Source organism: Pararhizobium sp. A13, from assembly GCF_040126305.1.
GTDB lineage: Bacteria > Pseudomonadota > Alphaproteobacteria > Rhizobiales > Rhizobiaceae > Pararhizobium.
Genome location: NZ_CP149511.1, coordinates 1,135,249 through 1,157,300 on the forward strand (window position 1 = coordinate 1,135,249; position 22,052 = coordinate 1,157,300).

The following is a 22,052-nucleotide window of genomic DNA, read 5'->3' on the forward strand; positions in this document are numbered from 1 at the left end:
ATGTCCGTCGTTCCCATGACTACACCTGCCGAAACCGATATCGAACCGACCGTCAGCCTTTGGCGCGACGCATGGCACCGGCTGCGCCGAAACCGCCTTGCCGTGTTCGGCCTAATCGTCGTCGTTGTCCTCGCCTTCACGGCCGCCTTTGGGCCATACCTTACGCCCTACGACTTCCTCAGCCAGGATCTGAGCGCCCGCAACCTGGCACCGTCGATGTCGCATCTCTTCGGCACGGACGATCTCGGCCGTGACGTCTTCAGCCGCGTGATTTATGGCACGCGAACCGCCTTCCTCGTGGCCGTCGTCGTCACCTTCATCGCCGTTCTCATCGGCGTTTCTCTCGGCGCGATGGCGGGCTTCTTCGGTGGCTTGCTCGACAAGATCGTCATGTGGGTGACCGACATGACGATGTCGATCCCCAACCTGCTTCTCGTCGTCGTCATCAATGCCTCGCTGAAGTCGCCAATCGCCAGCTGGATGGAAAGCCGGTATCTGGCGACGCTTAACCCGTTCTATCGCGAAACGGTCTGGGTCGATTTCCTGCTCGTCTTCGGCTCGATGGCGCTGATATCCTGGCCGCCCTATGCGCGCCTCGTCAGGGCGCAGGTCCTGTCGATCCGCTCGCGGCCCTATATTACCGCCGCCCAGGCGCTGGGCCTCACCAACCGCATCATCCTCATGCGCTATGTCGTGCCGAATGCACTGGGGCCGCTGATCGTTGCCGTCAGCGCCGGCCTTGGTACGGCCATGGTGCTCGAAAGCGCCTTCTCGTTCCTCGGCGTCGGAGTAAACCCGCCTACTCCGAGCTGGGGCAACATGATCTCCGACGGCCTGCGCGTCTGGCAGCATTATCCGCATCTTCTGGCTGCCCCCGCCGCCGTTCTCGGCCTTGCCTCTGTCGCCTTCTCGTTCCTCGGCGACGGTCTCAACGATGCCCTCAATCCGCGCGGAGCGAAGTGATGCTGATGGCCAACGACATTCGCCCTGAACCCACCTCCAAGACCCGCGAACGCCTGCTCGACGTCAAGGGCCTGACGATCGAGATCGAGACCCGGCGTGGCCCCGCGACCATCGTCGATGGCATCGATCTGCATGTCGACAAAGGCGAAACGCTCGGCATTGTCGGTGAATCCGGTTGCGGCAAAAGCCTGACGATGCTCAGCCTGATGCGGCTTCTGCCGAACAAGATCAAGGTCACGAAGGGCGAGGCCAATTTCGCCGGGCGCGACCTGCAGAAGATGTCGAATTCCGATCTGCGCAAGGTACGCGGCGGCGAGGTCGGCTTCATCTTCCAGGATCCGATGACCTCGCTCAACCCTGTGATGCGTATCGGCCAGCAACTGGCCGAGCCTCTCATTTATCACCGCGGGATGACGAAAACGCAAGCGCGCAAACGGGCCGGAGAACTCCTGAAGCTCGTCGGCATTCCCGGTGCCGAGGAGCGTCTCGACGCCTATCCGCACGAGCTGTCTGGCGGCATGCGCCAGCGCGTGATGATTGCCATCGGGCTTGCATGCAATCCGCAACTGCTGATCGCCGACGAACCGACCACCGCACTCGACGTAACGATCCAGGCACAGATCGTCGATCTGGTGAAGGAATTGCGCGACAAACTCGGCATGTCCGTTGTCTGGATTACCCACGACCTGGCGCTGATCGCCGGTCTCGTCGATCGCATCAACGTGCTCTACGCTGGCACCGTGGTCGAGGATGCGCCCGTCGATGCGCTGTTTGCCAATCCGAGGCATCCCTACACACAGGGCCTTCTCGCCTCGATCCCGAAACTTTCCGACGAGCGTTCGACGCGCCTCAGTTCGATTGGCGGCACGCCACCGGAGCCGGGCCGCCGCCCGAAGGGCTGTCCCTTCGCACCCCGCTGTCCGCTGGTGGAGCAGGTCTGCCACGAGCGGGTCCCCCTGCTGGAAGGCATTGGCGAGGCCGGGGAGCATCGCGTCGCCTGCTTTGTCGCGCAACGAAAACTGGAGGTCGCGTGATGGGCGCCCAACCGCTGATGCGCATCGAGAATCTGGTCAAACACTTCCACGTCCGGCTTGGCGCCTTCGGCGAGCGCGCCGCGACCGTGCATGCGTTGGACGACGTCAACTTCGAAATACTTGAAGGCGAAACCTTGAGCCTTGTCGGCGAATCCGGCTGCGGCAAGTCGACCACCGGCTTCACGCTTCTCAACCTGCACAGGGCGACCGGAGGCAAGGTCATCTATCAGGGAAGGAACATCGTCGAACTCGATGAAAAGGCGATGCGCCCCTATCGGCGTCAGCTCCAGATCGTCTTCCAGGACCCGTATTCGACACTCAACCCGCGCATGACCATCGGCGAGGCTGTCGGTGAGCCGATCCTCTTCCACAAGCTCGCAACGAAGGCGGAACTGCCACAGAAGATTTCCGAACTGCTCGCCGATGTCGGCCTACCGCCACGGTTTGCCTCGCGCTACCCGCACGAACTGTCCGGCGGGCAGCGTCAGCGTGTGGCGATCGCCCGCGCCCTTGCCTGCCAGCCGAAATTCATCGTCTGCGACGAGGCAATCTCGGCGCTCGACGTTTCGGTCCAGGCGCAGATCATCAACCTGCTTCTGGATCTGCAGCAGAAATATGGACTGACCTACCTCTTCATCGCCCATGACCTTGCGGTGGTCCGCCATATCAGTGACCGCGTCGGCGTCATGTATCTCGGTCGCCTGGCAGAACTGGCGACACGCGAGGAACTGTTCGAACATCCGCTGCATCCCTATACCAAGGCGCTTCTTTCCGCCGTGCCGGAAGCCGATCCCGCCCATGAACGCAGCCGCAAGCGGCAGATTTTGCAGGGCGACGTGCCGAGCCCGCTTTCGCCGCCTTCGGGTTGCCGCTTCCATACCCGCTGCCCGATTGCCATGGAGGTCTGCGGCAAGGTCGTGCCGGAATGGCGTGAAGCCCGTCCCGGGCACATGGTTGCCTGTCATGCCGTCACCGAGGGATTGCCTGGATGACGTTGCAGGTTGCCATCATCGCCGATGACCTGACGGGTGCGCTCGATACCGGTACGCCCTTCGTCGAGGCCGGTCTGAGCGTGGCGGTGGCGATCGACGTAGAGGCAGTCGGCGAGGCATTGGCTCGCAACCCCGATGTCGTCGTGGTCAATACAGTGTCACGCGCTCTTTCAGCGGATGCAGCCGCAGCGAGGATCGATGCTGTTGCTGCAGCTATCGGCCCACAAACGCCCCGCATTCTTTTCAAGAAGATCGATTCCCGACTGAAAGGCAACGTCGCCGCCGAAAGCACGGCGCTCGCCAGCGCAACAGGCCGCAACACGATCATCGTCGCGCCTGCCATTCCCGATCAACAGCGCTTCACGGTGAACGGCGCGGTCACAGGGCGCGGCGTGGAGACACCGTTATCAATTCAACCGATATTTCCTTCAAGTTCCTTTTCGGTAGACGTTTGCGACGCTTCCAGCGATGGCGAGCTGGATGACCTGGTCCGTCGCATCGATTGGACCGAAACTGTCGCCGTCGGCGCGCGCGGCCTTGGCAGCGCCCTTGCCCGTTCGCTGGCAAAATCGGTATCAGCGCCGTCAACATTTTCGCCGTCCGCAAAGACCCTGTTCGCCTTCGGATCTCGCGATCCCATCACGAACGCACAGATCGAGCATCTTGCCAACACGCGTCAGATCGCCTCGATCGCCGACGCGCCTGCCGGCAATCTGGCGCCTGACGCCATCACTGCGCTTCCTGCCGTGGCACGGTGTTCCGGAGACCAGACGACCCCTGCCGAAAATGTCGCTGCCCGCTTCGCCGAAAGTATCTTCAAAACGGTTGAACGGACACAGCCGGAGATGATCATGATGGGCGGCGGCGACACGGCGCTTGCCATCCTGAAGGAACTCGGCGCCACGGTGCTGATCCCGAACGGCGAAATCGAGGCCGGCATCCCCTGGTTCAAGATCAAGGATGCGCATGGCCGCACAATCCGTTGTGCCGTAAAATCGGGGGGCTTCGGCAATATCAATTCTTTGCTAAAACTCGTTCCTGAGAATCTGCTAAGTCAAACGTCCAACAGGACAAGGATCGAAAAACAGGCGTGGTGAAGAAAATGGCGCAAGATGCCCCCTCAATCGGAGAGCCCGGCCAGGCCGCCAAACCAGAGCGTGGGAAATCAGTCAGGCTGGTCGATCGCGTCTTCGACCAATTGCGCGAGCGCATCCGCTCCGGCAACTACCCGCCGGACTCGCGCCTGCCGGGGGAACACGAACTGGCCTCGATCATGGGGGTCTCCCGCCCGATCGTGCGCGACGCGCTTGGGCGCTTGCGCGAAGAAGGCATGGTCTATTCGCGGCAAGGCGCCGGCACTTTCGTCAGTGCCCAGGCGTCGCCGGCCACGCATCTTGCCTATTCGCCGGTCAAGACGATCGCCGACATCCAGCGTTGCTATGAGTTTCGCCTGACGATCGAGCCCGCGGCGGCCTTTTTCGCCGCCCAGAGACGCGACGAAGCTGCCCTCCAGAAGATTGCTGCAGCCCTTGCCGATCTGCGCGAGGCGACGAGCCATCAGCTTCATCGCACGGACGCGGATTTCGTCTTCCACAGATGCGTCACCGAAGCTGCCAACAATCACTATTATACGGCCTCGATCGAGGCCCTCAAACCGCACATCGCCGTCGGCATGCACCTGCATGGCCTGTCCCTGATGGGACCGAGGCTCGGCCTGGAAAAAGTCTTCGAGGAACATAACGCCATCTATCAGGCGATTGCCGACGGCCGCGCGGAGGACGCGGAAAGGGCGATGCGCCTTCATCTCGAAGGGTCCCGCAACCGGCTGTTCGAAGACCGCGTTCTCGATCTTTCCTTCTGATCGTTCTAAACGAACGAGCCAACGCTCCTGCAGAACGCTGCCCTTCTGGTCTTGTGGTCAAGCTGCCCGAACGTTAACTCAAAAATTCGTCGCCGGCAAAACTGCACTCTGCCGCCAGGGGGATCGAAGCCATGCCGTTCGGCTGAACCGGCAGATTCAGGTTGGCGGGCTGGATGACGAAGCAAAATTCGTTCAGGATAAAACAAATCAGGAGAAAACGCGTGGAAACGACGGAAATTGGCAGTCGCAGTGATTTTGCACTCTGGGCTATTCAGCGCGCGCAGGAAATCGTGACGACCAAAGGCGCGTCCTTTGCGATAGCGGCACGTGAAATGAACGAAGAGGCCCTTGCCGCGACCGCCGCGGAGCTTGGGAAAGCAATCAGCGATGCGATGATTGAGGTATTTGACGGCTTGGTTGCGGACTGAGTAACCGATGACCGCGACCACCGATTTCATCGCAGAACTGGTACGTGCCGCCAATGAGGTGGCAAAGCTGCAGCCCATGGAGCGGGGTAGGCTGTTGAAGCGGGCTATTGCGACAATTCGTAACATGCGGGATATCGTTGGATTTCCCACATCCGGTTCCGCGGCCGATTTATTGATAGCGATGGCCGCCTTGGCCGGGTCGGCGGGTAGCATGCCTGATGCAGACGTCCGCGCCGCTCTGCTCGAAGCGGCCGGTATGATCCGAGATCGGCGCATTGTAATGGATTCGAAGATCGAGGTGATCATCAAAAAGGCCCGCGAATTAGAGCGGCCGACCTCATAGGGCAGCCACACGCATTGCGAACGACGCCATTCGACGCGTCCATAACGGCACCATCCGTATCGCGGAAGAGGTGGTGCGCACGGCCTCGAAGGGATCATCGCCTTGTTTCCCACGCGCCTTGTTAGAGCTGCAATTGTTGGTCATGGAAATCGCAACGGCCACGCCTATGTTCAGTCAGGCGAAGGTACAATGCGAGGGATAGATGTCGGTTGAGATCAGGCGCCGAGCGGCGGAGAATGCGTTTCAACGAGCGCGTGAGGCTGGGCACGCCGTTGAACAGGACGACCGTTTCCTTGCCTGGATCGAGGAATGGATCGCCGGGCAAATCGAGATGACGGAGGTTGCCAGGCGTTACCACGCCCTTCTCGGCGAACGGTCCGCCCTGCGGCAAGTCCGAGCCGCTGCTCCTGCTGTAGAAAATATCCAGGATCCGAGCGTACCTGAAGCCAACCAGCCGTTTGACCTCGAAACCGAGATCAATCGACTGATGGTTGAGGGCGAGCAATCTTCAAAGGATTGATTGTCCTAAGGTATGGATATCTGGCCGCTACTATTTAAGCGAACAGCCCCTCCCTTCGCAGGGAGGAGCTCAAAGATGAGGTGCGGAAGATGCCCTCTGCACTCCGACTGACTGTTCAGATGTCGCCGAGATTACGACGACCGTCCAACCGGAACACATGTTAGGGTCAATTGGTAAAATGAACGGCTCAGGACCAGGCCAGGATTGGCTTGCCGCTCGCGTCTCGAGAGCCGATTATTGGTGGTGCTTTTCTGCCGCGACCAATGCATCGACCAGACCGATTTGAGACCTTACTCCGCGTTTGTATTCGGAGATCAGAATCTTCGCCTCGTAATCGGCTTTGCTTCGAAGCATCTTGTTTTGGCTGCACCAGGCATCAAGAACGGTCTGCAGCAGCGCGATGTCTTTTGGTGGTATGGTCGTCGTAAAATGTTGCATCGTTATCCCTCCCAAGGACGACAACATCAGGTCGCTTCGATCGTCTCCTGCGATCTTCAGCGATAAGACTTTAGTCTAATTTTGCGTCGCTGGAAATATAGCGAAAAATGATGACGCCGCCTGACTAGCAAATTTCAGCGAAGGCGATAGATTGCGCGCTTCCTCTTTCAGGACTGCAAGCTTCGAAAGGTTTCCCATGCAGGTATTGGTTCGCGACAACAACATTGATCAGGCGCTTCGCGTGTTGAAGAAAAAGCTCCAGCGTGAGGGCGTCTTCCGCGAAATGCGGCTGCGGGAAGCCTATGAGAAGCCGTCCGTGAAGAAGGCGCGCCAGAAGTCCGAGGCCATTAGCCGTCAACGCAAGAACGTTCGAAAGCAGATGCAGCGAGAAGGCCTTCTGCCGGCTCCCAAAAAGAAGCCGAGCCGCTAAACCGGCACCCGTCGCGATCGTCAGCCTTTTCTCCAGCGGAGACGGGGCTGGTTCGTGGAACCGATTTGTCACAAGCTCTGTCCACCGACAGTTTGTCGCACAGACGACCGTCGTCTTCAGAACACCCGTCCGCGACGCGTCGGCATCCGAGATGATCGAGGAGCGACTGTCAAGCGGGTATCCGGAGGCAGAGTCATCAGGCTCTGCCTCGTTGGCCGGCCCGCCAATGCAAACGATTTCGAGCTGGATTTTCGTTTGCTTCCGGGGAGAGTCTGAGCGCCGCAATTTTTGGCTTTCTCCCGGCTCAGTGGGACATCACCACTTTCATCATCTGAAAGTGAGATCGTATCGGCGCCGCGCGACGCCCGCTTGACTCCCGCGTGTATCTTGTCACGTTGCGTCCACAGCACGTTGAGGGGTTAAATGTTTTGGCCAAGAGCTTTAAGGGGCGTCAGGCGGAGGCCGGGACAGTTGAATCACGGTCTTGGACGGCCCAAAACCATTACGCGAGGCTTCGGCCTTTCTCTTCACATTTGGCATGACGGAGGTCTTCCGCAATGCGGAAAGCGGCAAGATCGTCAACCAGAAACCGGGTTATGCCGGCAGCGATGGCGGCGCGGGTCAGGTCGAAAGGGTCTTCAGCTCCTTCGAAGAGAACCTCGACAATCTCCGCGCAATCGTCCGTCTCGTGCGCACGGCGAAGCCTGGTGCCAAGATCGTCATGACCGTGTGGCCGGTCGCCCTTGCCGCGACCTTCGGCGAGGAGGACATCGTCGTGACCAACACGGAGAGCAAGTGTCTCCTGCGCGCCGCCATCGGCCAGGTCACGCGCGAATTCGAGGATGTCATCTACTTCCCGGCTTTCGAGCTCGTCACCTCGCTCGATGCCGAACGCGCATTTCGAGCGGACCGCCGCAATGTGCTGATGCCGGTAGTCGAACATATCATGCAGGTGTTCCAGGAAGCCTATTTCATCGACACCGAACAATCGTGACGGGTAGCTGTTCGAAAGATGGAAGCGGGAGGCGCGCGGAAGTGATGCTGCTCTACACGACCGTCGGCACGGATGATCTTGCCACCGCAGGGCGTTTCAACGAACACCCATGCGCGACACGTCAAACGAGATGATCGAGGCGCGGTTGTCGAGCGGGCATCAGGAGGATGGGTCGTCAGGCTCTGCCTCGTTGGTGAACAAGCTGGTGCCCAACATACGGTCGCGTTCTGCGCTTGCGGCAGTCATCCGAAGTTTTAATCTCTCAATTATAATCAACGAGACTGTCCGAGACACACCGAGATCAAAACAATCAATAGCGGGGCGGAGGGGCGATGGGGTGAGAAAAGGATGCGCAACGCGGTTGCTCGGTGAGTTGACTGATTCCGCCCCTGTCAAAATGCCGTTGCATTCTGACATTGCGATACCGCATCCGTTTCAGATTTCAAAGCCGAATGCCTTAGAGGACAAAATCTCCAACCTTCATTGCCAGCGCATCATCCAGTTTGATCGCAAAGTCACTCTCCTTATCTCCATTTATGTCGCCGTATATCCAGGTATAGGAAGAGTGTTTGACGTAGCGAAGTTCGCCAGCCACGCCCGTGTAGTCAGAGGTTCCAATGAAGGTGAATGCTTGGTTGCCAGCAAATGTCGAATTTGCGTCTATTGCCGACAGGTCGATCCAATCCACATCCTTGACGGAAAAATCATAGATAGTGTCAGAGCTTTCCGACAAACTGCCTGATTCAACTGAGCTCTTATAAATAAACAAGTCAGCGCCCGCACCACCGTAAAGGTAGTCGCTTCCGCCCCCACCAACAATCTTGTCGTTGCCCGCTCCTCCATACAGCTTGTCCCCGCCCAAGCCACCGATCAGCCAATTGGCTCGACTATCACCGTAAAGGTTGTCGGAAAATTTGGATCCGACAAAATTTTCGATGGAGACGAAGATGTCTCCCCTTGCCTCGCCTGTGTTGGCATCGATCCTCGCAAGATTTGCGGTTACACCAACCGATGTACTGAGTTCATAGGATGCCGTGTCGAAGCCGGCGCCGCCATTCAACGTGTCCGCACCGCTTCCACCTATCAGTGTATCATTACCCGCACCGCCAAAAAGCGAATCGCCGCCATCGCGTGCGCCCAGAGGATCCTGGCCAGCACCTACCAAAGTGTCGTTTCCACCAAGGCCGTAGATCACATCAGCGGCACCATAACCAAACAATTCGTTGTCTTTCCCATTGCCGTGAAGAGTGTCCTTATATGACGTTCCAATTTGCTGCGTCATTATATAAAAATGATCAACAGTGAGATCTGGTGAGCCTTTAAGCTTCATTTCCACGGAAAAGCTTGCATAAATACCTTCATTTGAACGTATAGTTAGGTCTCCATTAATTTTATTATATATCACCCCAACCTTAAACGTTTCTCCTTCAATGGAGTATTTCATATCAAAAGATAGCTTCGAACTATTATTGACGACGTCATATTTCTTAGCATTCAAGCGCTGCGTCGTACCCAAATCCATATAGTAGTACGTGGGAGTTCCGAAACCTATCCAATCTTCGGACGGATCAAAATCCATCACGTAGTCAAATTCGCCGTCCGTGTTAATCGCCCGTTTAGGGTTCGCTAGTGTTTCAATAAATCCATCGCTTCCTGCGCCCCCGTAAAGACGGCTATGAGAGCCATAATCTAAGTATTCATACGATGCGAAGATTTTGTCATTGCCATCTTCTCCATATGCGCGATTATAGTCTTTCCCGGTTCCTCCACCCGCAACAATCACGTCGTTGCCAACGCCGCCGTATAATTTGTTCGCCCCTTCGCCGCCGCTCTCAAGTATATCGTTGCCACCGAATCCATACACGGTATTAAATCCACCGTATCCATAAAACTGATCGTCGAGATCGCCAAAATATACATTATTAATATTGAGCGTGTCATAAAAAACAACGCGCTCGAAATCCTTCAAGACCGATTGTTCGAGTGTGAGAGACCCTTCATCCAAAATGCGAAAATCCACTGAACTTGGACCCTTTCCGGCATTGTTGGATAAGATAATCAGCGTATCTGTCCCGGTGCCACCATCCAAATTCTGGATGGTAGTGTTTGTGTCAAAGCTAAAGGTTGCCAAGTCATTGCCGCTCTCAAGAAGAACGTTATTTTCGCCAGGGCCATTAACGGTGTTGTCAGAAATATAGTAATCGTCCCCACTTCCGGCATATATATTGTCACTTCCATAGTAATCGAAGATAGTGTCATTACCGGATCCCGCTATCACGGTAGAGAACCTAACTTCTGCAAACATATTATCGGCGCCAACACTGATAAAGTCATTTCCCGGTCCGGCATCTATAAAATTGCCATTGTGGATTTCATCGTCGCCGTCCAGACCGTAAACTTCGTTAAGTTCACCTTCCCCCCAGAGAACGTCGTTCCCATCCGTACCTACGATTTTCTTCCCGTAATTCATTCTGTTTATCCCTGCCAACATCGCGCCTAGGTAGCACTGCGTAGGAGGATAGTAAATTGCTTGCAGTTTGATTTTACATGTCGATAACGGTGGAAGCGAAGCGTGGGGATTCCCCTCCCCATCTTTCGTGCGCGTTCCCTCTGGGGGCCAATTCCGCGGAAAAAGTCGGCGTTATATTAGAACGAAGGGTTCAAGTTTCAGAGTCCATTTCAGACCGCTTGGATGGGTCGTTGTGGTGACGTAGAGATGGTATGTGCTGTAGGCATAGGACGTTGTTTCGTTCTGGCCATTCGTCGAGGTCGCCAGGTTTCCATAGGCGTCATAGGTGAAGGTATTTCTCTGGAGGATGCCTGGCTTCGTGTAGTCCAGCCGATTTGTCAGCTGCCCCTTCGTCGGCGTTGCTTGAACCCCTTGACCATCGTAGCCAAAGTTCGGCGCCGTCAAAAGTTGACCGCTCGATGACGTTCCTTTGTACAGCCGTTTCCATATCGGAAACGAAACGAGATAGGCGCTCCTGTTGTGAACAAAAGCGGTCTGCGAAAAGACCTCATCGCCGCTCACATCGGTGCGGCCATAGTCCAGTTCTTCGGTGATATTGCTGTAGAGATCAAAAACACGCGTGGTTTTGGTCATTCTGGTATTGCTGTCCACCATGATTGCCGTCTCTGTATTCTTGGCGGTGTAGGAGATCGTGGTCGTGTTGATCGCGCAAATCTCGGTCACCGCGCGGCGCACGTAGCCGTCGCCCTCCAGGTACTCCGTCTTCGTCGGCAGCCCGATCGTCGCGACGGTCTGCTTGTAGGTTGTCCTGACCATCGGAACATTGCCCTCGCCCGCAATCTTCGGCAAGGTCTTCGTCTCCGTCCCGAAGCCGAGAAAACGCCGCTTGTCGATGTCATAAAACCCGCCGGCATAGGCGTAGCTGGTTGTCGCAATCTCTCCACGCCCGTCCAGTATCGATAGCGAACTCACCATCGACATGCTGTAGGGCAGATAGGTGTTGGCGTGGGCCGTCGATGGCTTGTAGACCGCCTTCACCTGGCCAACCTGCGGCGTCGTCACCGTGTTCAGAAGATTGGCGATGCCGCCGCCATAGCGGATATGGAAGGATTTGAAGAAGGCGTCCCGGTATGCCGCCGCATCATCATCATAGGTCCTTTCCTGCACCGAGGTGCTCGGCGCCGCCAAAAGGTCCGTTTGTCCGTCACCGTTGAAATCGCCCGTTGTCACGAACCATTGTCCTTGATGCCCGCCCACCAGGGCCATGCGTGGCGCGGAATATGGCCCAATTTCGATTGGATAAACTGTCGGAACTGCGCGTCCTTCCCGCCGAAAATTCGGCCCTGCTATCGGCATCCACATCCGAGACAAGCCAATCCGTCAAGCCCGCTTCCCCCTGCAGCTGAAGCAGGAAGCTTCTGGTTTTTCGCTTCGCTTTATTGCGCATTGGCGTCTTCATTCGTTTGAGCGGAACGATATGTGACGTAACCGCGAACGATGATCGGTCAAGGAGATCCCAAATGGGTAAGGGCCGTGAATTAAGCCGGAGCAATCGAGCTTCCGCTTCGGGTCGATCGTTGCCATTGAATGAGCAGGGGTTGAAGGGTAGCAAATCGCCCTCATCTGTGCCGTCTGAGCGGCAGCTAAATGTATTCCCGCCGGCGCCGGTTGCAAAACGCGTGTCGTTTAGATACCCGTGGCGAATTCAATCGGAGATCGTTAATGAGCCGCAAATACACTACTGCTTTTATGCTTACTCTGGCGCTGCTTGCTGGCTGCGCACCGTCGAAGCAAGAATTCGCCGTCATAGTCGAGACAGTTCAGGGCAGCGCAAAGGCAAGGCAACTGGCCATGAAAGAGTGCACGGCAAACTGGACGCCACAGCAGCGAAAAGAAGCTTCGATAGTTATCGATTCATCCGAGAAAGACGCACCCAGGCTCGTATGCAGCAGGTTCGTCGAGGCGATCCGGGCTGGTCGGGTCGACTACAACGATGCGGTGGACATTCGCCGCAAGAACTGGACACCGAAGCTCGTTAGAATTTTCCAAGGACGATAATCTCTCTGTATCGCTTCGACAGGGTGCCAGTGGCGAATGCTGCCCAAGGATTTTCCACCCTGCTCGACGGTCCAGCGGTATTTTTATGAATGGCGAACCATGGGCCTTTGGCACCAGGTCAACCATCATCTCGTCATGGAAGCGCGGGAACTGGAAGATAAAGAAGCCTCGCCAACGGCCGGTGTGATCGACGGCCAAAGCGTCAAAACCACGGAAAGCGGCGGTATCCGGGGTTTTGACGCAGGCAAGAAGATCAAAGGCCGCAAGCGCCACATTATTGTCGACACGCTCGGGCCGATGGTCGGCCTCATGGTGCACAGCGCCGATATCCAGGACCGCGACGGTGCTCCCGATCTCCTGAAATCCATCAAAATCCGATGGCCGTGGCTGCTTCATGTCTTTGCAGATGGCGGCTATGCGGGCGACAAGCTGAAAAAGCGGCTGCAGAAAATCGGGAAATGGACACTCGAAATCATCAAGCGTTCCCACAAGGCCAAGGGGTTTGAAATCCTGCCGCGCCGCTGGGTCGTCGAGCGGACATTCGCATGGCTCGGCCGATGCCGCAGGCTGGCCAAGGACTTCGAAAAATCCGTCGCTTCAGCAGAAGCGTGGATAACCATCGCCCACATCCGCATGCTCACCAGACGCCTCGCAAGATATGGATATCGTTGAAGCCTTTTCGAGTCCGACTCTTACACTACTGAAACGCTTGCCTTGCGGGCGCCTATGTAAAAATCTCCTGATCGAACCTCTTCGATCGTTCTTTCACGAAATCCCCCACAGGCAAAATCAAGGTAGGTAAGTCCCGAACCCTGAACGATTGCGACGCCGAAAGAAGCAACTGTAAGCGTCGTGTTCAATACCTGCGCAAATTTGAATTCGGCGACACCCTTAAAATCCATGAGACAGCGCTACCGCCCCTTTCGGGGATCGTTATCGTCCTCGCAATTGACGATTATTGTTATCTGAGAACCGGGTTCCATCGAGTAATCGAGTAATCGATAGATATCATTTCGATGACCGCGTCGTTGAAGTAGTCGAAGCGACGCAAGAGTTCGTCGAATACGTCCATCATCTGAATGCTCCAATAGGTGTCATGGGCTCTATCCCGCGGGGCATCTGTCCCCAAGCAATCGGCAAGGCGTTGGGCCCAATTGTCGGTGCTATGCCTCTATTCCGCATCGGAAACTCAGGCAAGGAAGCTGAGCAGAGCTGTCCAGCACAAGGTCAACGCGAAAAAGAGGCGATGGTGGGCCCGGAGGGACTTTCCGGCTGTTCCCAACGATTCGCTTGTGCTTAAATTGTCGCGACCGCCCGAGAAGCGCGCGGCGATTTTTTGGGGGATTCATGAAAAGATATTTGCTCTCAGCCGTGGTGGTTGTAGCCGCGGCGACATCCGCAGGTGCCCAGACCGTCAACGCCGGGAAATATACGGTCGAAGGCACGAATTTGGATGGATCCAGTTACGCCGGAACAGCTGAAATTACGCTCGCAAGCGAAACCACCTGCGTTATCGAGTGGGATACGGCAGGCGTGAAATCGACGGGCGTCTGCATGCTCAATGGCAATGCCTTTGCGGCAGCTTATGTCCTGGGAGATGCACTCGGCCTGATCGTCTACAAAGTCAACGGTGATGGCTCGTTGGACGGGACATGGACAATTACAGGCAAGGACGGAAGCGGCACAGAAACGCTGACCGAAGCGAATTAGCGCTGCGAGTTGAAACGGGCCTGCTGTTTATAGCCGGTAGTTTAGAGATGTGGCTTGAGCCTGGGATGGCCAGACAGTGCCGAATAGTATCCTGGGCTCATGGCTCTCGGTTCCGATCCCTTATCTCGCGGTCCTATGCGAGTTCCCGCGCAGATCAGGGTTCAGGTGAAATAGCTGCGTCAGCGATACTGGGCATTCGGGCAGTCTGAACGTCATCCAATCTTAAGAGGTTGCGTATGTACCTTTTGCATTAGGTACTTTCCATAGTCACTTTTGCCATATTTCTTAGCAATTTCAATAAGCTCGTCTCGGGATATGAAGGCTTTATTGAATGCAACCTCCTCTGGGCAGGAAATTTTGAACCCTTGGCGACGCTCAAGAGTTGCAACAAAGTTTCCGGCCTCCATCAGACTATCAGGGGTGCCTGTATCGAGCCAGGCGTAACCACGACCCATGAGCTCGACGCTCAGTTTACCGCGCTCCAGATAAGCGCGGTTCACATCGGTAATCTCAAGTTCGCCGCGCGGCGACGGCTTCAGGTTGGCAGCGATCTCGACGACGTCGGAATCGTAGAAATAAAGGCCAGTTACTGCCCAGTTCGATTTCGGCACAGCAGGCTTTTCCTCAATGGAAACCGCCTTCATATCCTCATCGAAGTCGACCACGCCATATCGCTCCGGGTCGTTGACGTGATAGGCGAAGACCGTCGCGCCCTGCGTCCGGCCGACGGCGCTCTTAAACAGCTCGGTTATGCCATGTCCGTAAAAGATATTGTCGCCCAGAATCAGGCATGAGGGATCCGAGCCAACGAAATCGGCACCGATGATATAGGCCTGCGCCAAGCCGTCCGGCGAGGGCTGTTCGGCATAAGACAGTTCGATGCCCCATTGCGTGCCGTCACCCAAAAGCCGCTGGAAGTGCGGCAAGTCGTGCGGCGTCGAGATAATCAGGATCTGCCTGATCCCCGCCAGCATAAGCGTCGACAGCGGATAATAGATCATTGGCTTGTCATAGACGGGCATAAGTTGCTTGGATGTGACCAGTGTCATCGGATGAAGTCTGGTGCCACTGCCGCCTGCGAGGATGATACCCTTCATGACTGTGTGTCTCCGGTCAGGATTGAAGCAGGGAGCGGCTCTAGCACACGGCTCACCACCATTTTGGTCGACTGAGCCCAGTGCGGCAGTCTTACGCCGTGAACGGCAGCGAGCTTGCTACAATCGAGCTGCGAGTTGGCCGGGCGCCGGGCCGGGGTCGGATACTCCTTTGCAGGAATGCGTCCAACCGCCGCAACGGGTCCGCCAAGACCGGCAGAGACCTTAAAGATCTCCTCCGCGAAATCGGCCCAACTGGCTCTACCCGAATTTGTCAAGTGGAAGACGCCCCTGAGTGCCGGGTCACGGCTTGCCACGAGATTGCGGGCAACCGCAATCACCGCATCGGCGATATCGAGCGCCGATGTCGGCGTGCCGAACTGATCGGCAACGACATTCACCGTGTCGCGGCTTTCAGCCAATCGAAGCATGGTCTTCAGAAAATTCTTTCCGAACGGACTGTGCACCCAGGCAGTGCGCAAAATCACATGATCGCCTGTCGCACATGCGACAGCCTCCTCGCCTGCCAGCTTCGTGCGTCCATAGGCGCTGACCGGAGCGACGGGATCTGTCTCGACATAGGCCGACAGCTTGTTACCGTCGAACACGTAATCGGTGGAAATATGGATGACGGGGATCTGCAGCGCCTGGGCAGCCTCGGCAATCACACCAGCGGCCTGCGCGTTGATGACCCTCGCCAATTCCTCCTCGGTCTCGGCTTGATCGACAGCCGTATAGGCGGCAGCCGAGACGACGACATCGGGGCGGATGTCTTTAATGACAGCCGGGAGCGCTTCGGGAGCGCTTAAGTCAAATTCGGGTCGACCTAGGGCAAGAACCTCGATATCCGGTTGAAGGGCGGCGCGCTCCAGAAGCGAACGTACAACCTGACCTTCACGACCGGTCACCAAAAGCCGTTTTTGTACCGTCATCACGACCCCTTTTGCGCGGGCTGCAGCAGTCCAAGGCGCGATCCATCGTAACCATGGCGCAAGGGCTCCCACCACCAACGGTTTTCGAGATACCATTTCACCGTTTTTTCGATGCCGCTGTCAAAATCCTCCTCAGCCTTCCAGCCAAGTTCGCTTTCCAGCCGCGTCGCGTCGATCGCGTAGCGCGCATCGTGCCCGGGGCGGTCGGTAACGTAAGTGATCAGGCGGGCATGCGGCGCGCCTTGCGGATGATGAATATCCATCAGCTCGCAGATGCGTGCAACGACATCGATATTTCGCCGCTCATTGCGGCCGCCGACATTGTAGGTCTCGCCGATGACGCCGCGTTCGGCGATCAGATCCAGCGCCCTTGCATGGTCCTCGACATAGAGCCAATCGCGAATATTGGCGCCGTTGCCGTAGATCGGAAGCGGCTTGCCTTCGAGCGCGTTGAGGATGACGAGCGGGATGAGTTTTTCCGGGAAGTGATGCGGCCCGTAATTGTTCGAGCAGTTGGACACTACGACCGGCAGGCCATAGGTGCGCGCCCAGGCTTTGGCAAGATGGTCCGACGCGGCCTTCGATGCCGAATAGGGCGAGCTTGGATCATAAGGTGTGGTCTCGGTGAACAGCCCGTCGTCGCCGAGCGAGCCGTAGACCTCGTCGGTTGACACGTGAAGGAAACGAAATGCGTCTCTTTGCTGCCCTTCCAGAGATTGCCAGTAGAGGCGGGCGCAGTCCAACATCGTGAACGTCCCCATCACATTGGTTTGCACGAAATCGGCGGCGCCGGTGATCGACCGATCGACATGGCTTTCCGCCGCCAGATGCATCACACGGTCAGGGCGGAAGCTGTCAAACGCATCTGCGATCGCCTGGCGATCGCAGATGTCGGCCTTCAGGAAACGATGGCCGGATTGATTGTCGAGGCTCGAAAGCGAAGTCAACGTGCCGGCGTAGGTCAGCTTGTCGACCGTCAGGACATCGTAGCCTTTGTTCAAGACGAGATGGCGAACGACGGCTGAACCAATAAAACCAGCCCCTCCGGTAACAAGCACACGCATTTGATTGCCTATCTGGAAATTAAAAGATGTCTGCCAGCTTCTGCACCCGAAGAGGGCTAAATTCGCTTCTGGTAGGTAAAATACGCATCCAGACTGAGAAAATCAGGCTGAATTTTATCCTTGGCGGAGAGGGCCGCGCTTTCGGCGGCTACAGGCCAGGCAATAGCCAGTTCAGGGTCATCCCAGCGCAATCCACGATCATGCTCAGCGCTATAATAATCCGTAACCTTGTAGTTGACTTTCGTCATCGGCTCCAATGTGCAAAATCCGTGGGCAAAGCCTGGGGGAACCCACAGCTGATAGCCGTTCTCGTCTGTCAGTTCAGCGGAAACATGCTTGCCATATGTCGGTGAGCCGACGCGGATATCGACAGCAACGTCGAAAATGGCGCCCGCAACACAGCTTACCAACTTACCCTGCGCACAGGGTAACAGCTGGAAATGAAGACCACGAACGGTGCCGACATCGGCCGAAAGCGATTGGTTGTCCTGGACGAAACGAATCGGACCCGCTTGTTCTTCGAACAGCGATTGGCGGAACGTTTCCATGAAATATCCGCGCGCATCGCCAAATTTCTTAGGCTTGATGAGAAGCACATCTGGGATATCGAAACGTTCAAATATCAAGAGTTTCACCTTTCCAAGTCTGGTCCGCGCATGGTCTGTTACAGCCAGTCATTCTGCAAGGCAATAAAAACTTAGCCACCATCGCGTGCGCCTGGGGGCTTGGACCATGACGACAAAGTGCGGTAATTAGATCTTTGAAGTCTTACCGCTGTCGCAAAGTTTCGCTTGCCGAGCTTTGTCGGGGCGGCCTAAGACTCAGCCGAGCGTGCTGTTGGGAGTGGGAAATGACGAAGCGTAAGGTGTTGATCGTTGGGGACAGTCATGTCTACGCGATCAAGGCCGCCGTGGATAAAATTGCCGATCATAAATCCGAATTTGAATTTGTCGCCTTGCGATTGAGTACCGAAAAGAACGGCGAGAAAATCGGCGATATCGATTTGCCCGACCTGCTAGTTGCAGCCGCGGACCTGCGGAGGGACGATGCCTTGGTTACAACGCTGCGGGGCAACGAATACAACATTATGGGGCTCATGCGGCATCCGCGGCCATTCGATATCATGATCCCGGGCCTTGTCGATTTGCCAGCGGACACTTACGAAGAGCTGATCCCTTACGCAACGGCCTATTCATTCATGTTTGCCAGCCTTAAGCGAGGCCATGGCAAACAGCTTTTGAGGATTGCCAAAGCATCTGCTGCTCCGGTGTTCTGTCTTTCGGCGCCAGCGCCCAAGGAGGATGAAGCGCATATCCTGCGGGGTGCGGACACGTATTTCCGAAACGCCGGAATCTCGGAGATCGGCGTCTCGCCGGCGCCGTTGCGCCTGAAGCTTTGGGAGCTGCAAGACAGGGCTCTGGCAAAGTTCTGCGCCGAGGCGCAGGTAACCTTCCTGCCCAATCCGCCCGGAACGCGCGAGGCCGGCGGCTATCTCGAGCGCGCTTACTATGCCGGCGATGCCACCCACGCCAATGCCGCCTATGGCCGCCTCGTTCTGGACCAAATCGCAGTAACGCTGATGAATTGACCGCAAGTGCTGAGAAAGATAGTGATGACCAAATTCGAACACCCCTACCGCCAGCTCCCCGCCAAGGCCTTTTGGCGGCGCGCCGTTTCTTCGCCGGATATGGCGGATGTCGATCCGGTGGGCAGGTTTACGCTGAAAATCGGCCCGCAAACGCGCGTCGCCACAGCGGGCAGCTGTTTTGCCCAGCACATCGCCCGTCACCTCAAGGCTTCAGGTTTCAACTACTACGTGGGGGAAGCGGGGCACCCATTGATCTCTGAGGAAATCAGGACTGCGCACAATTACGGCACATTCTCAGGGCGATACGGAAATATCTATACCGCCAGACAATTGAGGCAGTTGATCGAGCGCGTCGAAGGACAATTCAGCCCGGTCGAGGCGCCGTGGATCGAAGCGGACGGCACCGTGCGTGACCCCTTTCGGCCTGCAGTCCAGCCGGGCAACTTCACCTCGGTTGCCGAAATGGAAGCAGACCGACGGATGCATCTCAAAGCAGTCAAGCGGATGTTTGAGACGCTGGACGTTTTCGTATTCACCCTCGGGCTGACGGAATGCTGGCGCTCCCGCGAAGACGGAGCCGTGTTTCCCCTCTGCCCAGGCGTCGAGGGCGGCACTTTCGATCCGGACCGTTATGAATTCTACAATCAATCGGTTAGTGAAGTGATTGCGGACATGGAAAGCGTGGTCGCCTATGTCGCCCGAGTCAATCCGAATGCACAAATCGTGTTGACCGTCTCGCCGGTGCCGCTGATGGCAACGGCCGCTGCCGACGAACATGTGTTGACGGCAACCACGTACTCGAAATCCGTGCTTCGCGTTGCGGCGCAGGCACTGAAGGATTCCCATCAGAGCGTTCACTATTTCCCGTCTTTTGAGATAATTACGGGCGCCTACAATCGCGGGCGCTACTACGCCGAGGACCTGCGCAACGTGACGGAGGAAGGTGTATCGCATGTGATGCGCCTGTTCCTGAAACATGCGGCCACTGTGGAGGCCGAAGCGCCGCGTCAGGCGGATGCTCTGGAACCCAATCCTTCGGCGTTCGAACTGGCGGCCGCCCGGTTTGTCGAAGTCGAATGCGAAGAAGCGGCGCTGGACCGGGGATAGCAACAGGCGTAACTGTTCATTCGGAAGAGGTGACTGGTCAGGTTGCTCCACGCCGTGATCTGCGAGAATTCGATTGGGTATTACGTCAATGACCGCGGGTTTTGCAGGCATAAGTGACGTGCCCCGACGGGCATTATCAAAGGCCGCCTGATAGCTGCGATTAGGTTCTATGGGGAACACGTAATGGAACGAAAGATACTTGTGGTCGGCTCAAGCCACACTGCTGTAATAGCCAAAGCGGCGGCTGGTGTGGACAATGTCAATGCACTATGGGTTAAAAATCCAAAACGCGACGACGGGCCGGGCGACATAACAATCCAGCAGGCAAGTGAAGCTGTTGCCGCGCTAACCCCGTCCGATATTCTCGCCATTACATGGGTCGGTACGTATCATAATATCTTCGGCCTGGCCCAGCACGAGCAGCCGTTTGATTTTTTTGAACCAGACAGCAGCGAAGAGCCGGATCTCACCAGGGAGCTAATCCCATACGGAACTCTGCACCGCCAGTTCGCCATGACAACAGGGAGAGACGTGGTTACGCGCAAGATTGGTGGCAACACAAAGGCGAAAGTCGTTTTGCTGGCAACACCTCCCGTCAAGGGAGACGATGATTTCATTCGGGCAAAGCTCAAGCTCAAAAACTACAGAGGGCAAAGCATTGATGAAGTCGGAGTAACGCCGGCTTCAATACGAGCAAAGCTTTGGCGCCTCGAAATGCGGTGCGTTGAGTCATATTGCATCGACATCAACGCGGAATTTCTTCCAGTCCCGGACGCGGCCTTCACAGATGAGGGGTTCTTGCGCACGGATCTGTACGGGAGCGACGCCACACACGCCAACGTCAAGTATGGCGCGATGGTCGTTGAGCAGCTACTTCACCTGAAACGCGGGCAGGCGATCCAATCTGCTTAATGTTGCTAGCCGCCGAATGGGGAAAAACATCCACGGAAGATATTTGACCTCCTCATTCCCGCAAGATAAGAACGCTTTTTTCGGTCGACATGCAGGGAGCAGTGCGTTTATGGACTACCCGACTTTTTACTCCAAGTTCAGCGGTTCATATCGAACTAAGCACCTGAATTCACCCTTCGATACGGTTTTCAAGAGGACGACGGCCAACAAGCGCTCCTACTTCTTGCATTCCAAGACGACAATTCCGGCCGAATTCATGCGGATGGAACCTTGGGAAGGCGAATATCTGTTCATGCTGGCGGCTCGCGCCAAGATTGGCATTGTCGAGGTCGGCCGCTTTAATGGGGGGAGCCTGTTTCTGATGGCGAGCGCCAACGACAAGGTGCCGCTTCATTCCGTCGATATTGCCCCTCAAAATGATAAACTGTTAAAATCCTTGCTCGCCGAAAACGCTATCGGGAGCAACGCAAACATCATTGTCGGAGACTCGCAGAATACAAAGTATGGCGAGATTGGTCCTATTGATCTCCTTTTCATCGATGGCGACCATAGTTACGAGGGTTGCACAAAAGATCTGGAGAACTGGTTCGAGAAGGTCGTTCCGGGCGGCCACATCGTTCTCCATGATTGCTACCACGGATGTCCCGTGCTGGACTCAGTGCTGGATTTTGCTGCAAACCATCCAGTGCGTTTCGTCAACTCTCCCTACATCGGAGCCCAACACTGGCTGGTACCAACGGGCTCGATGGTCCATCTCGTTAAGACGGCTTGAGCCGATAATCTGTTCTTCCCTAACGTTGATCGCTTCGTGATCCGGTCCTTTAAGTGGACCGGACTCTCTTATGTTCATTTGCAAGCTCTTTAGCGCACCTCTTCCTTGAGGGGTGGTTGCGACAGGCTGGACTTCTTCTCTAGCCGAATGCTTTGTGATCCGGCATGGAATCATGGAACGTTGGTACCCCTCCGGCTAACGACTTGGCCGTGTGGGTACGAATGTTGCCTGCCATGTGGAGTGCGCGCCCCTGAGGGTGGACAATGATCAGGGGCGCACTCCAGATATGGGGTCAAGGTTCGATGCTGATTGACAAAATGCTTCTTCTTCACCTTGGCGATC

General features: G+C 56.4%; 23 protein-coding genes and 1 pseudogene. 17 read left to right on the top strand and 7 right to left on the bottom strand.

What is annotated here, in order from left to right:
• The 8 genes from WI754_RS26965 to WI754_RS27000 all read left to right on the top strand — a co-directional run bounded on the left by WI754_RS26965 (nucleotide 1) and on the right by WI754_RS27000 (nucleotide 6,141).
• Nucleotides 1-963, top strand: coding sequence for an ABC transporter permease (locus WI754_RS26965; protein ID WP_341487052.1), 963 nt, complete (start codon nucleotides 1-3; stop codon nucleotides 961-963).
• Nucleotides 963-1,997 carry an ABC transporter ATP-binding protein gene (locus tag WI754_RS26970; RefSeq protein ID WP_341487053.1) on the top strand — a complete coding sequence of 345 codons (1,035 nt, stop codon included), beginning with the start codon at nucleotides 963-965 and terminating at the stop codon, nucleotides 1,995-1,997. The genes WI754_RS26965 and WI754_RS26970 overlap by 1 nt, the downstream gene beginning before the upstream one ends.
• Nucleotides 1,997-2,989 (top strand): ABC transporter ATP-binding protein, encoded by a 993-nt coding sequence (locus WI754_RS26975; RefSeq protein ID WP_341487054.1) that lies wholly within the window; start codon nucleotides 1,997-1,999, stop codon nucleotides 2,987-2,989. Before WI754_RS26970 ends, WI754_RS26975 begins: the two co-directional genes overlap by 1 nt.
• The gene (locus WI754_RS26980; protein WP_341487055.1) at nucleotides 2,986-4,086 is read left to right on the top strand and encodes a four-carbon acid sugar kinase family protein; all 1,101 of its coding nucleotides are present in this window, start codon (nucleotides 2,986-2,988) and stop codon (nucleotides 4,084-4,086) included. The genes WI754_RS26975 and WI754_RS26980 overlap by 4 nt, the downstream gene beginning before the upstream one ends.
• 5 nt (nucleotides 4,087-4,091) lie before the next feature.
• A complete protein-coding gene (locus tag WI754_RS26985) occupies nucleotides 4,092-4,850 on the top strand; it encodes a FadR/GntR family transcriptional regulator (RefSeq protein WP_341487056.1) in 759 nt (252 codons plus the stop codon).
• A 221-nt stretch (nucleotides 4,851-5,071) separates the two neighbouring features.
• Nucleotides 5,072-5,278, top strand: a complete 207-nt coding sequence (locus WI754_RS26990) for a hypothetical protein (protein ID WP_341488020.1) — start codon at nucleotides 5,072-5,074, stop codon at nucleotides 5,276-5,278.
• A 7-nt stretch (nucleotides 5,279-5,285) separates the two neighbouring features.
• A complete protein-coding gene (locus WI754_RS26995; protein WP_341487057.1) occupies nucleotides 5,286-5,621 on the top strand; it encodes a hypothetical protein in 336 nt (111 codons plus the stop codon).
• 202 nt (nucleotides 5,622-5,823) lie between these two features.
• The gene (locus tag WI754_RS27000; protein ID WP_341487058.1) at nucleotides 5,824-6,141 is read left to right on the top strand and encodes a hypothetical protein; all 318 of its coding nucleotides are present in this window, start codon (nucleotides 5,824-5,826) and stop codon (nucleotides 6,139-6,141) included.
• Between the two features lie 234 nt (nucleotides 6,142-6,375).
• Here WI754_RS27000 and WI754_RS27005 read toward each other — a convergent pair whose 3' ends face one another.
• Nucleotides 6,376-6,579: a hypothetical protein gene (locus tag WI754_RS27005; protein WP_341487059.1), complete on the bottom strand. Its 204-nt coding sequence runs from the start codon at nucleotides 6,577-6,579 to the stop codon at nucleotides 6,376-6,378.
• A gap of 196 nt (nucleotides 6,580-6,775) precedes the next feature.
• Between WI754_RS27005 and rpsU the strand changes: the two genes are divergently transcribed.
• A complete protein-coding gene (rpsU, locus tag WI754_RS27010) occupies nucleotides 6,776-7,009 on the top strand; it encodes a 30S ribosomal protein S21 (protein ID WP_037127688.1) in 234 nt (77 codons plus the stop codon).
• Nucleotides 7,010-7,547: 538 nt separating this feature from the next.
• The gene (locus tag WI754_RS27015) at nucleotides 7,548-8,003 is read left to right on the top strand and encodes a GSCFA domain-containing protein (protein WP_349438000.1); all 456 of its coding nucleotides are present in this window, start codon (nucleotides 7,548-7,550) and stop codon (nucleotides 8,001-8,003) included.
• A gap of 457 nt (nucleotides 8,004-8,460) precedes the next feature.
• Here WI754_RS27015 and WI754_RS27020 read toward each other — a convergent pair whose 3' ends face one another.
• Nucleotides 8,461-10,473, bottom strand: coding sequence for a calcium-binding protein (locus tag WI754_RS27020; RefSeq protein WP_341487061.1), 2,013 nt, complete (start codon nucleotides 10,471-10,473; stop codon nucleotides 8,461-8,463).
• 171 nt (nucleotides 10,474-10,644) lie between these two features.
• Entirely contained in the window at nucleotides 10,645-11,703 is a 1,059-nt protein-coding gene (locus WI754_RS27025) for a toxin TcdB middle/N-terminal domain-containing protein (protein ID WP_341487062.1), read from the bottom strand.
• 492 nt (nucleotides 11,704-12,195) lie between these two features.
• Here WI754_RS27025 and WI754_RS27030 point away from each other — a divergent pair, with 492 nt between their 5' ends.
• The 3 genes and pseudogenes from WI754_RS27030 to WI754_RS27040 all read left to right on the top strand — a co-directional run bounded on the left by WI754_RS27030 (nucleotide 12,196) and on the right by WI754_RS27040 (nucleotide 14,241).
• Nucleotides 12,196-12,531: a hypothetical protein gene (locus WI754_RS27030; RefSeq protein ID WP_341487063.1), complete on the top strand. Its 336-nt coding sequence runs from the start codon at nucleotides 12,196-12,198 to the stop codon at nucleotides 12,529-12,531.
• Nucleotides 12,532-12,534: 3 nt separating this feature from the next.
• Nucleotides 12,535-13,203: pseudogene (locus WI754_RS27035) on the top strand (IS5 family transposase); the annotation flags it as partial.
• A 687-nt stretch (nucleotides 13,204-13,890) separates the two neighbouring features.
• The gene (locus tag WI754_RS27040; protein WP_349438002.1) at nucleotides 13,891-14,241 is read left to right on the top strand and encodes a hypothetical protein; all 351 of its coding nucleotides are present in this window, start codon (nucleotides 13,891-13,893) and stop codon (nucleotides 14,239-14,241) included.
• Nucleotides 14,242-14,453: 212 nt separating this feature from the next.
• Here the strand turns inward: WI754_RS27040 and rfbA are convergent, their stop codons facing one another.
• From rfbA to rfbC, 4 genes are read right to left on the bottom strand one after another with little or no spacing between them, the layout of a single operon-like run.
• Nucleotides 14,454-15,338, bottom strand: a complete 885-nt coding sequence (rfbA, locus tag WI754_RS27045) for a glucose-1-phosphate thymidylyltransferase RfbA (RefSeq protein WP_341487065.1) — start codon at nucleotides 15,336-15,338, stop codon at nucleotides 14,454-14,456.
• Nucleotides 15,335-16,267: a dTDP-4-dehydrorhamnose reductase gene (rfbD, locus tag WI754_RS27050; protein WP_341487066.1), complete on the bottom strand. Its 933-nt coding sequence runs from the start codon at nucleotides 16,265-16,267 to the stop codon at nucleotides 15,335-15,337. Before rfbD ends, rfbA begins: the two co-directional genes overlap by 4 nt.
• Complete coding sequence (gene rfbB / locus WI754_RS27055) at nucleotides 16,267-17,331, bottom strand: dTDP-glucose 4,6-dehydratase (RefSeq protein WP_341487067.1); 1,065 nt, start codon at nucleotides 17,329-17,331, stop codon at nucleotides 16,267-16,269. The genes rfbD and rfbB overlap by 1 nt, the downstream gene beginning before the upstream one ends.
• A 56-nt stretch (nucleotides 17,332-17,387) precedes the next feature.
• Complete coding sequence (gene rfbC, locus WI754_RS27060; protein ID WP_341487068.1) at nucleotides 17,388-17,957, bottom strand: dTDP-4-dehydrorhamnose 3,5-epimerase; 570 nt, start codon at nucleotides 17,955-17,957, stop codon at nucleotides 17,388-17,390.
• 134 nt (nucleotides 17,958-18,091) lie between these two features.
• Here rfbC and WI754_RS27065 point away from each other — a divergent pair, with 134 nt between their 5' ends.
• The 4 genes from WI754_RS27065 (at nucleotide 18,092) to WI754_RS27080 (ending at nucleotide 21,710) form a co-directional block, all read left to right on the top strand.
• On the top strand, nucleotides 18,092-18,919 hold the full coding sequence (locus WI754_RS27065; protein ID WP_349438005.1) for a hypothetical protein: 828 nt from the start codon (nucleotides 18,092-18,094) through the stop codon (nucleotides 18,917-18,919).
• 99 nt (nucleotides 18,920-19,018) lie between these two features.
• Complete coding sequence (locus tag WI754_RS27070; protein ID WP_349438007.1) at nucleotides 19,019-20,026, top strand: GSCFA domain-containing protein; 1,008 nt, start codon at nucleotides 19,019-19,021, stop codon at nucleotides 20,024-20,026.
• A gap of 183 nt (nucleotides 20,027-20,209) precedes the next feature.
• Complete coding sequence (locus WI754_RS27075) at nucleotides 20,210-20,938, top strand: hypothetical protein (RefSeq protein WP_341487071.1); 729 nt, start codon at nucleotides 20,210-20,212, stop codon at nucleotides 20,936-20,938.
• Nucleotides 20,939-21,047: 109 nt separating this feature from the next.
• A complete protein-coding gene (locus tag WI754_RS27080; protein WP_349438009.1) occupies nucleotides 21,048-21,710 on the top strand; it encodes a class I SAM-dependent methyltransferase in 663 nt (220 codons plus the stop codon).
• The last annotated feature ends 342 nt before the right edge of the window (nucleotides 21,711-22,052 follow it).

What these genes read in the sequence shown, in the direction of transcription:
- WI754_RS26965 (WP_341487052.1), top strand. Translation starts at nt 1, where the DNA reads ATGTCCGTCGTTCCCATGACTACACCTGCCGAAACCGATATCGAACCG.
- WI754_RS26970 (WP_341487053.1), top strand. Translation starts at nt 963, where the DNA reads ATGCTGATGGCCAACGACATTCGCCCTGAACCCACCTCCAAGACCCGC.
- WI754_RS26975 (WP_341487054.1), top strand. Translation starts at nt 1,997, where the DNA reads ATGGGCGCCCAACCGCTGATGCGCATCGAGAATCTGGTCAAACACTTC.
- WI754_RS26980 (WP_341487055.1), top strand. Translation starts at nt 2,986, where the DNA reads ATGACGTTGCAGGTTGCCATCATCGCCGATGACCTGACGGGTGCGCTC.
- WI754_RS26985 (WP_341487056.1), top strand. Translation starts at nt 4,092, where the DNA reads ATGGCGCAAGATGCCCCCTCAATCGGAGAGCCCGGCCAGGCCGCCAAA.
- WI754_RS26995 (WP_341487057.1), top strand. Translation starts at nt 5,286, where the DNA reads ATGACCGCGACCACCGATTTCATCGCAGAACTGGTACGTGCCGCCAAT.
- WI754_RS27000 (WP_341487058.1), top strand. Translation starts at nt 5,824, where the DNA reads ATGTCGGTTGAGATCAGGCGCCGAGCGGCGGAGAATGCGTTTCAACGA.
- WI754_RS27005 (WP_341487059.1), bottom strand. Translation starts at nt 6,579, where the DNA reads ATGCAACATTTTACGACGACCATACCACCAAAAGACATCGCGCTGCTG.
- rpsU (WP_037127688.1), top strand. Translation starts at nt 6,776, where the DNA reads ATGCAGGTATTGGTTCGCGACAACAACATTGATCAGGCGCTTCGCGTG.
- WI754_RS27015 (WP_349438000.1), top strand. Translation starts at nt 7,548, where the DNA reads ATGACGGAGGTCTTCCGCAATGCGGAAAGCGGCAAGATCGTCAACCAG.
- WI754_RS27020 (WP_341487061.1), bottom strand. Translation starts at nt 10,473, where the DNA reads ATGAATTACGGGAAGAAAATCGTAGGTACGGATGGGAACGACGTTCTC.
- WI754_RS27030 (WP_341487063.1), top strand. Translation starts at nt 12,196, where the DNA reads ATGAGCCGCAAATACACTACTGCTTTTATGCTTACTCTGGCGCTGCTT.
- rfbA (WP_341487065.1), bottom strand. Translation starts at nt 15,338, where the DNA reads ATGAAGGGTATCATCCTCGCAGGCGGCAGTGGCACCAGACTTCATCCG.
- rfbD (WP_341487066.1), bottom strand. Translation starts at nt 16,267, where the DNA reads ATGACGGTACAAAAACGGCTTTTGGTGACCGGTCGTGAAGGTCAGGTT.
- rfbB (WP_341487067.1), bottom strand. Translation starts at nt 17,331, where the DNA reads ATGCGTGTGCTTGTTACCGGAGGGGCTGGTTTTATTGGTTCAGCCGTC.
- WI754_RS27070 (WP_349438007.1), top strand. Translation starts at nt 19,019, where the DNA reads ATGGCGGATGTCGATCCGGTGGGCAGGTTTACGCTGAAAATCGGCCCG.
- WI754_RS27075 (WP_341487071.1), top strand. Translation starts at nt 20,210, where the DNA reads ATGGAACGAAAGATACTTGTGGTCGGCTCAAGCCACACTGCTGTAATA.
- WI754_RS27080 (WP_349438009.1), top strand. Translation starts at nt 21,048, where the DNA reads ATGGACTACCCGACTTTTTACTCCAAGTTCAGCGGTTCATATCGAACT.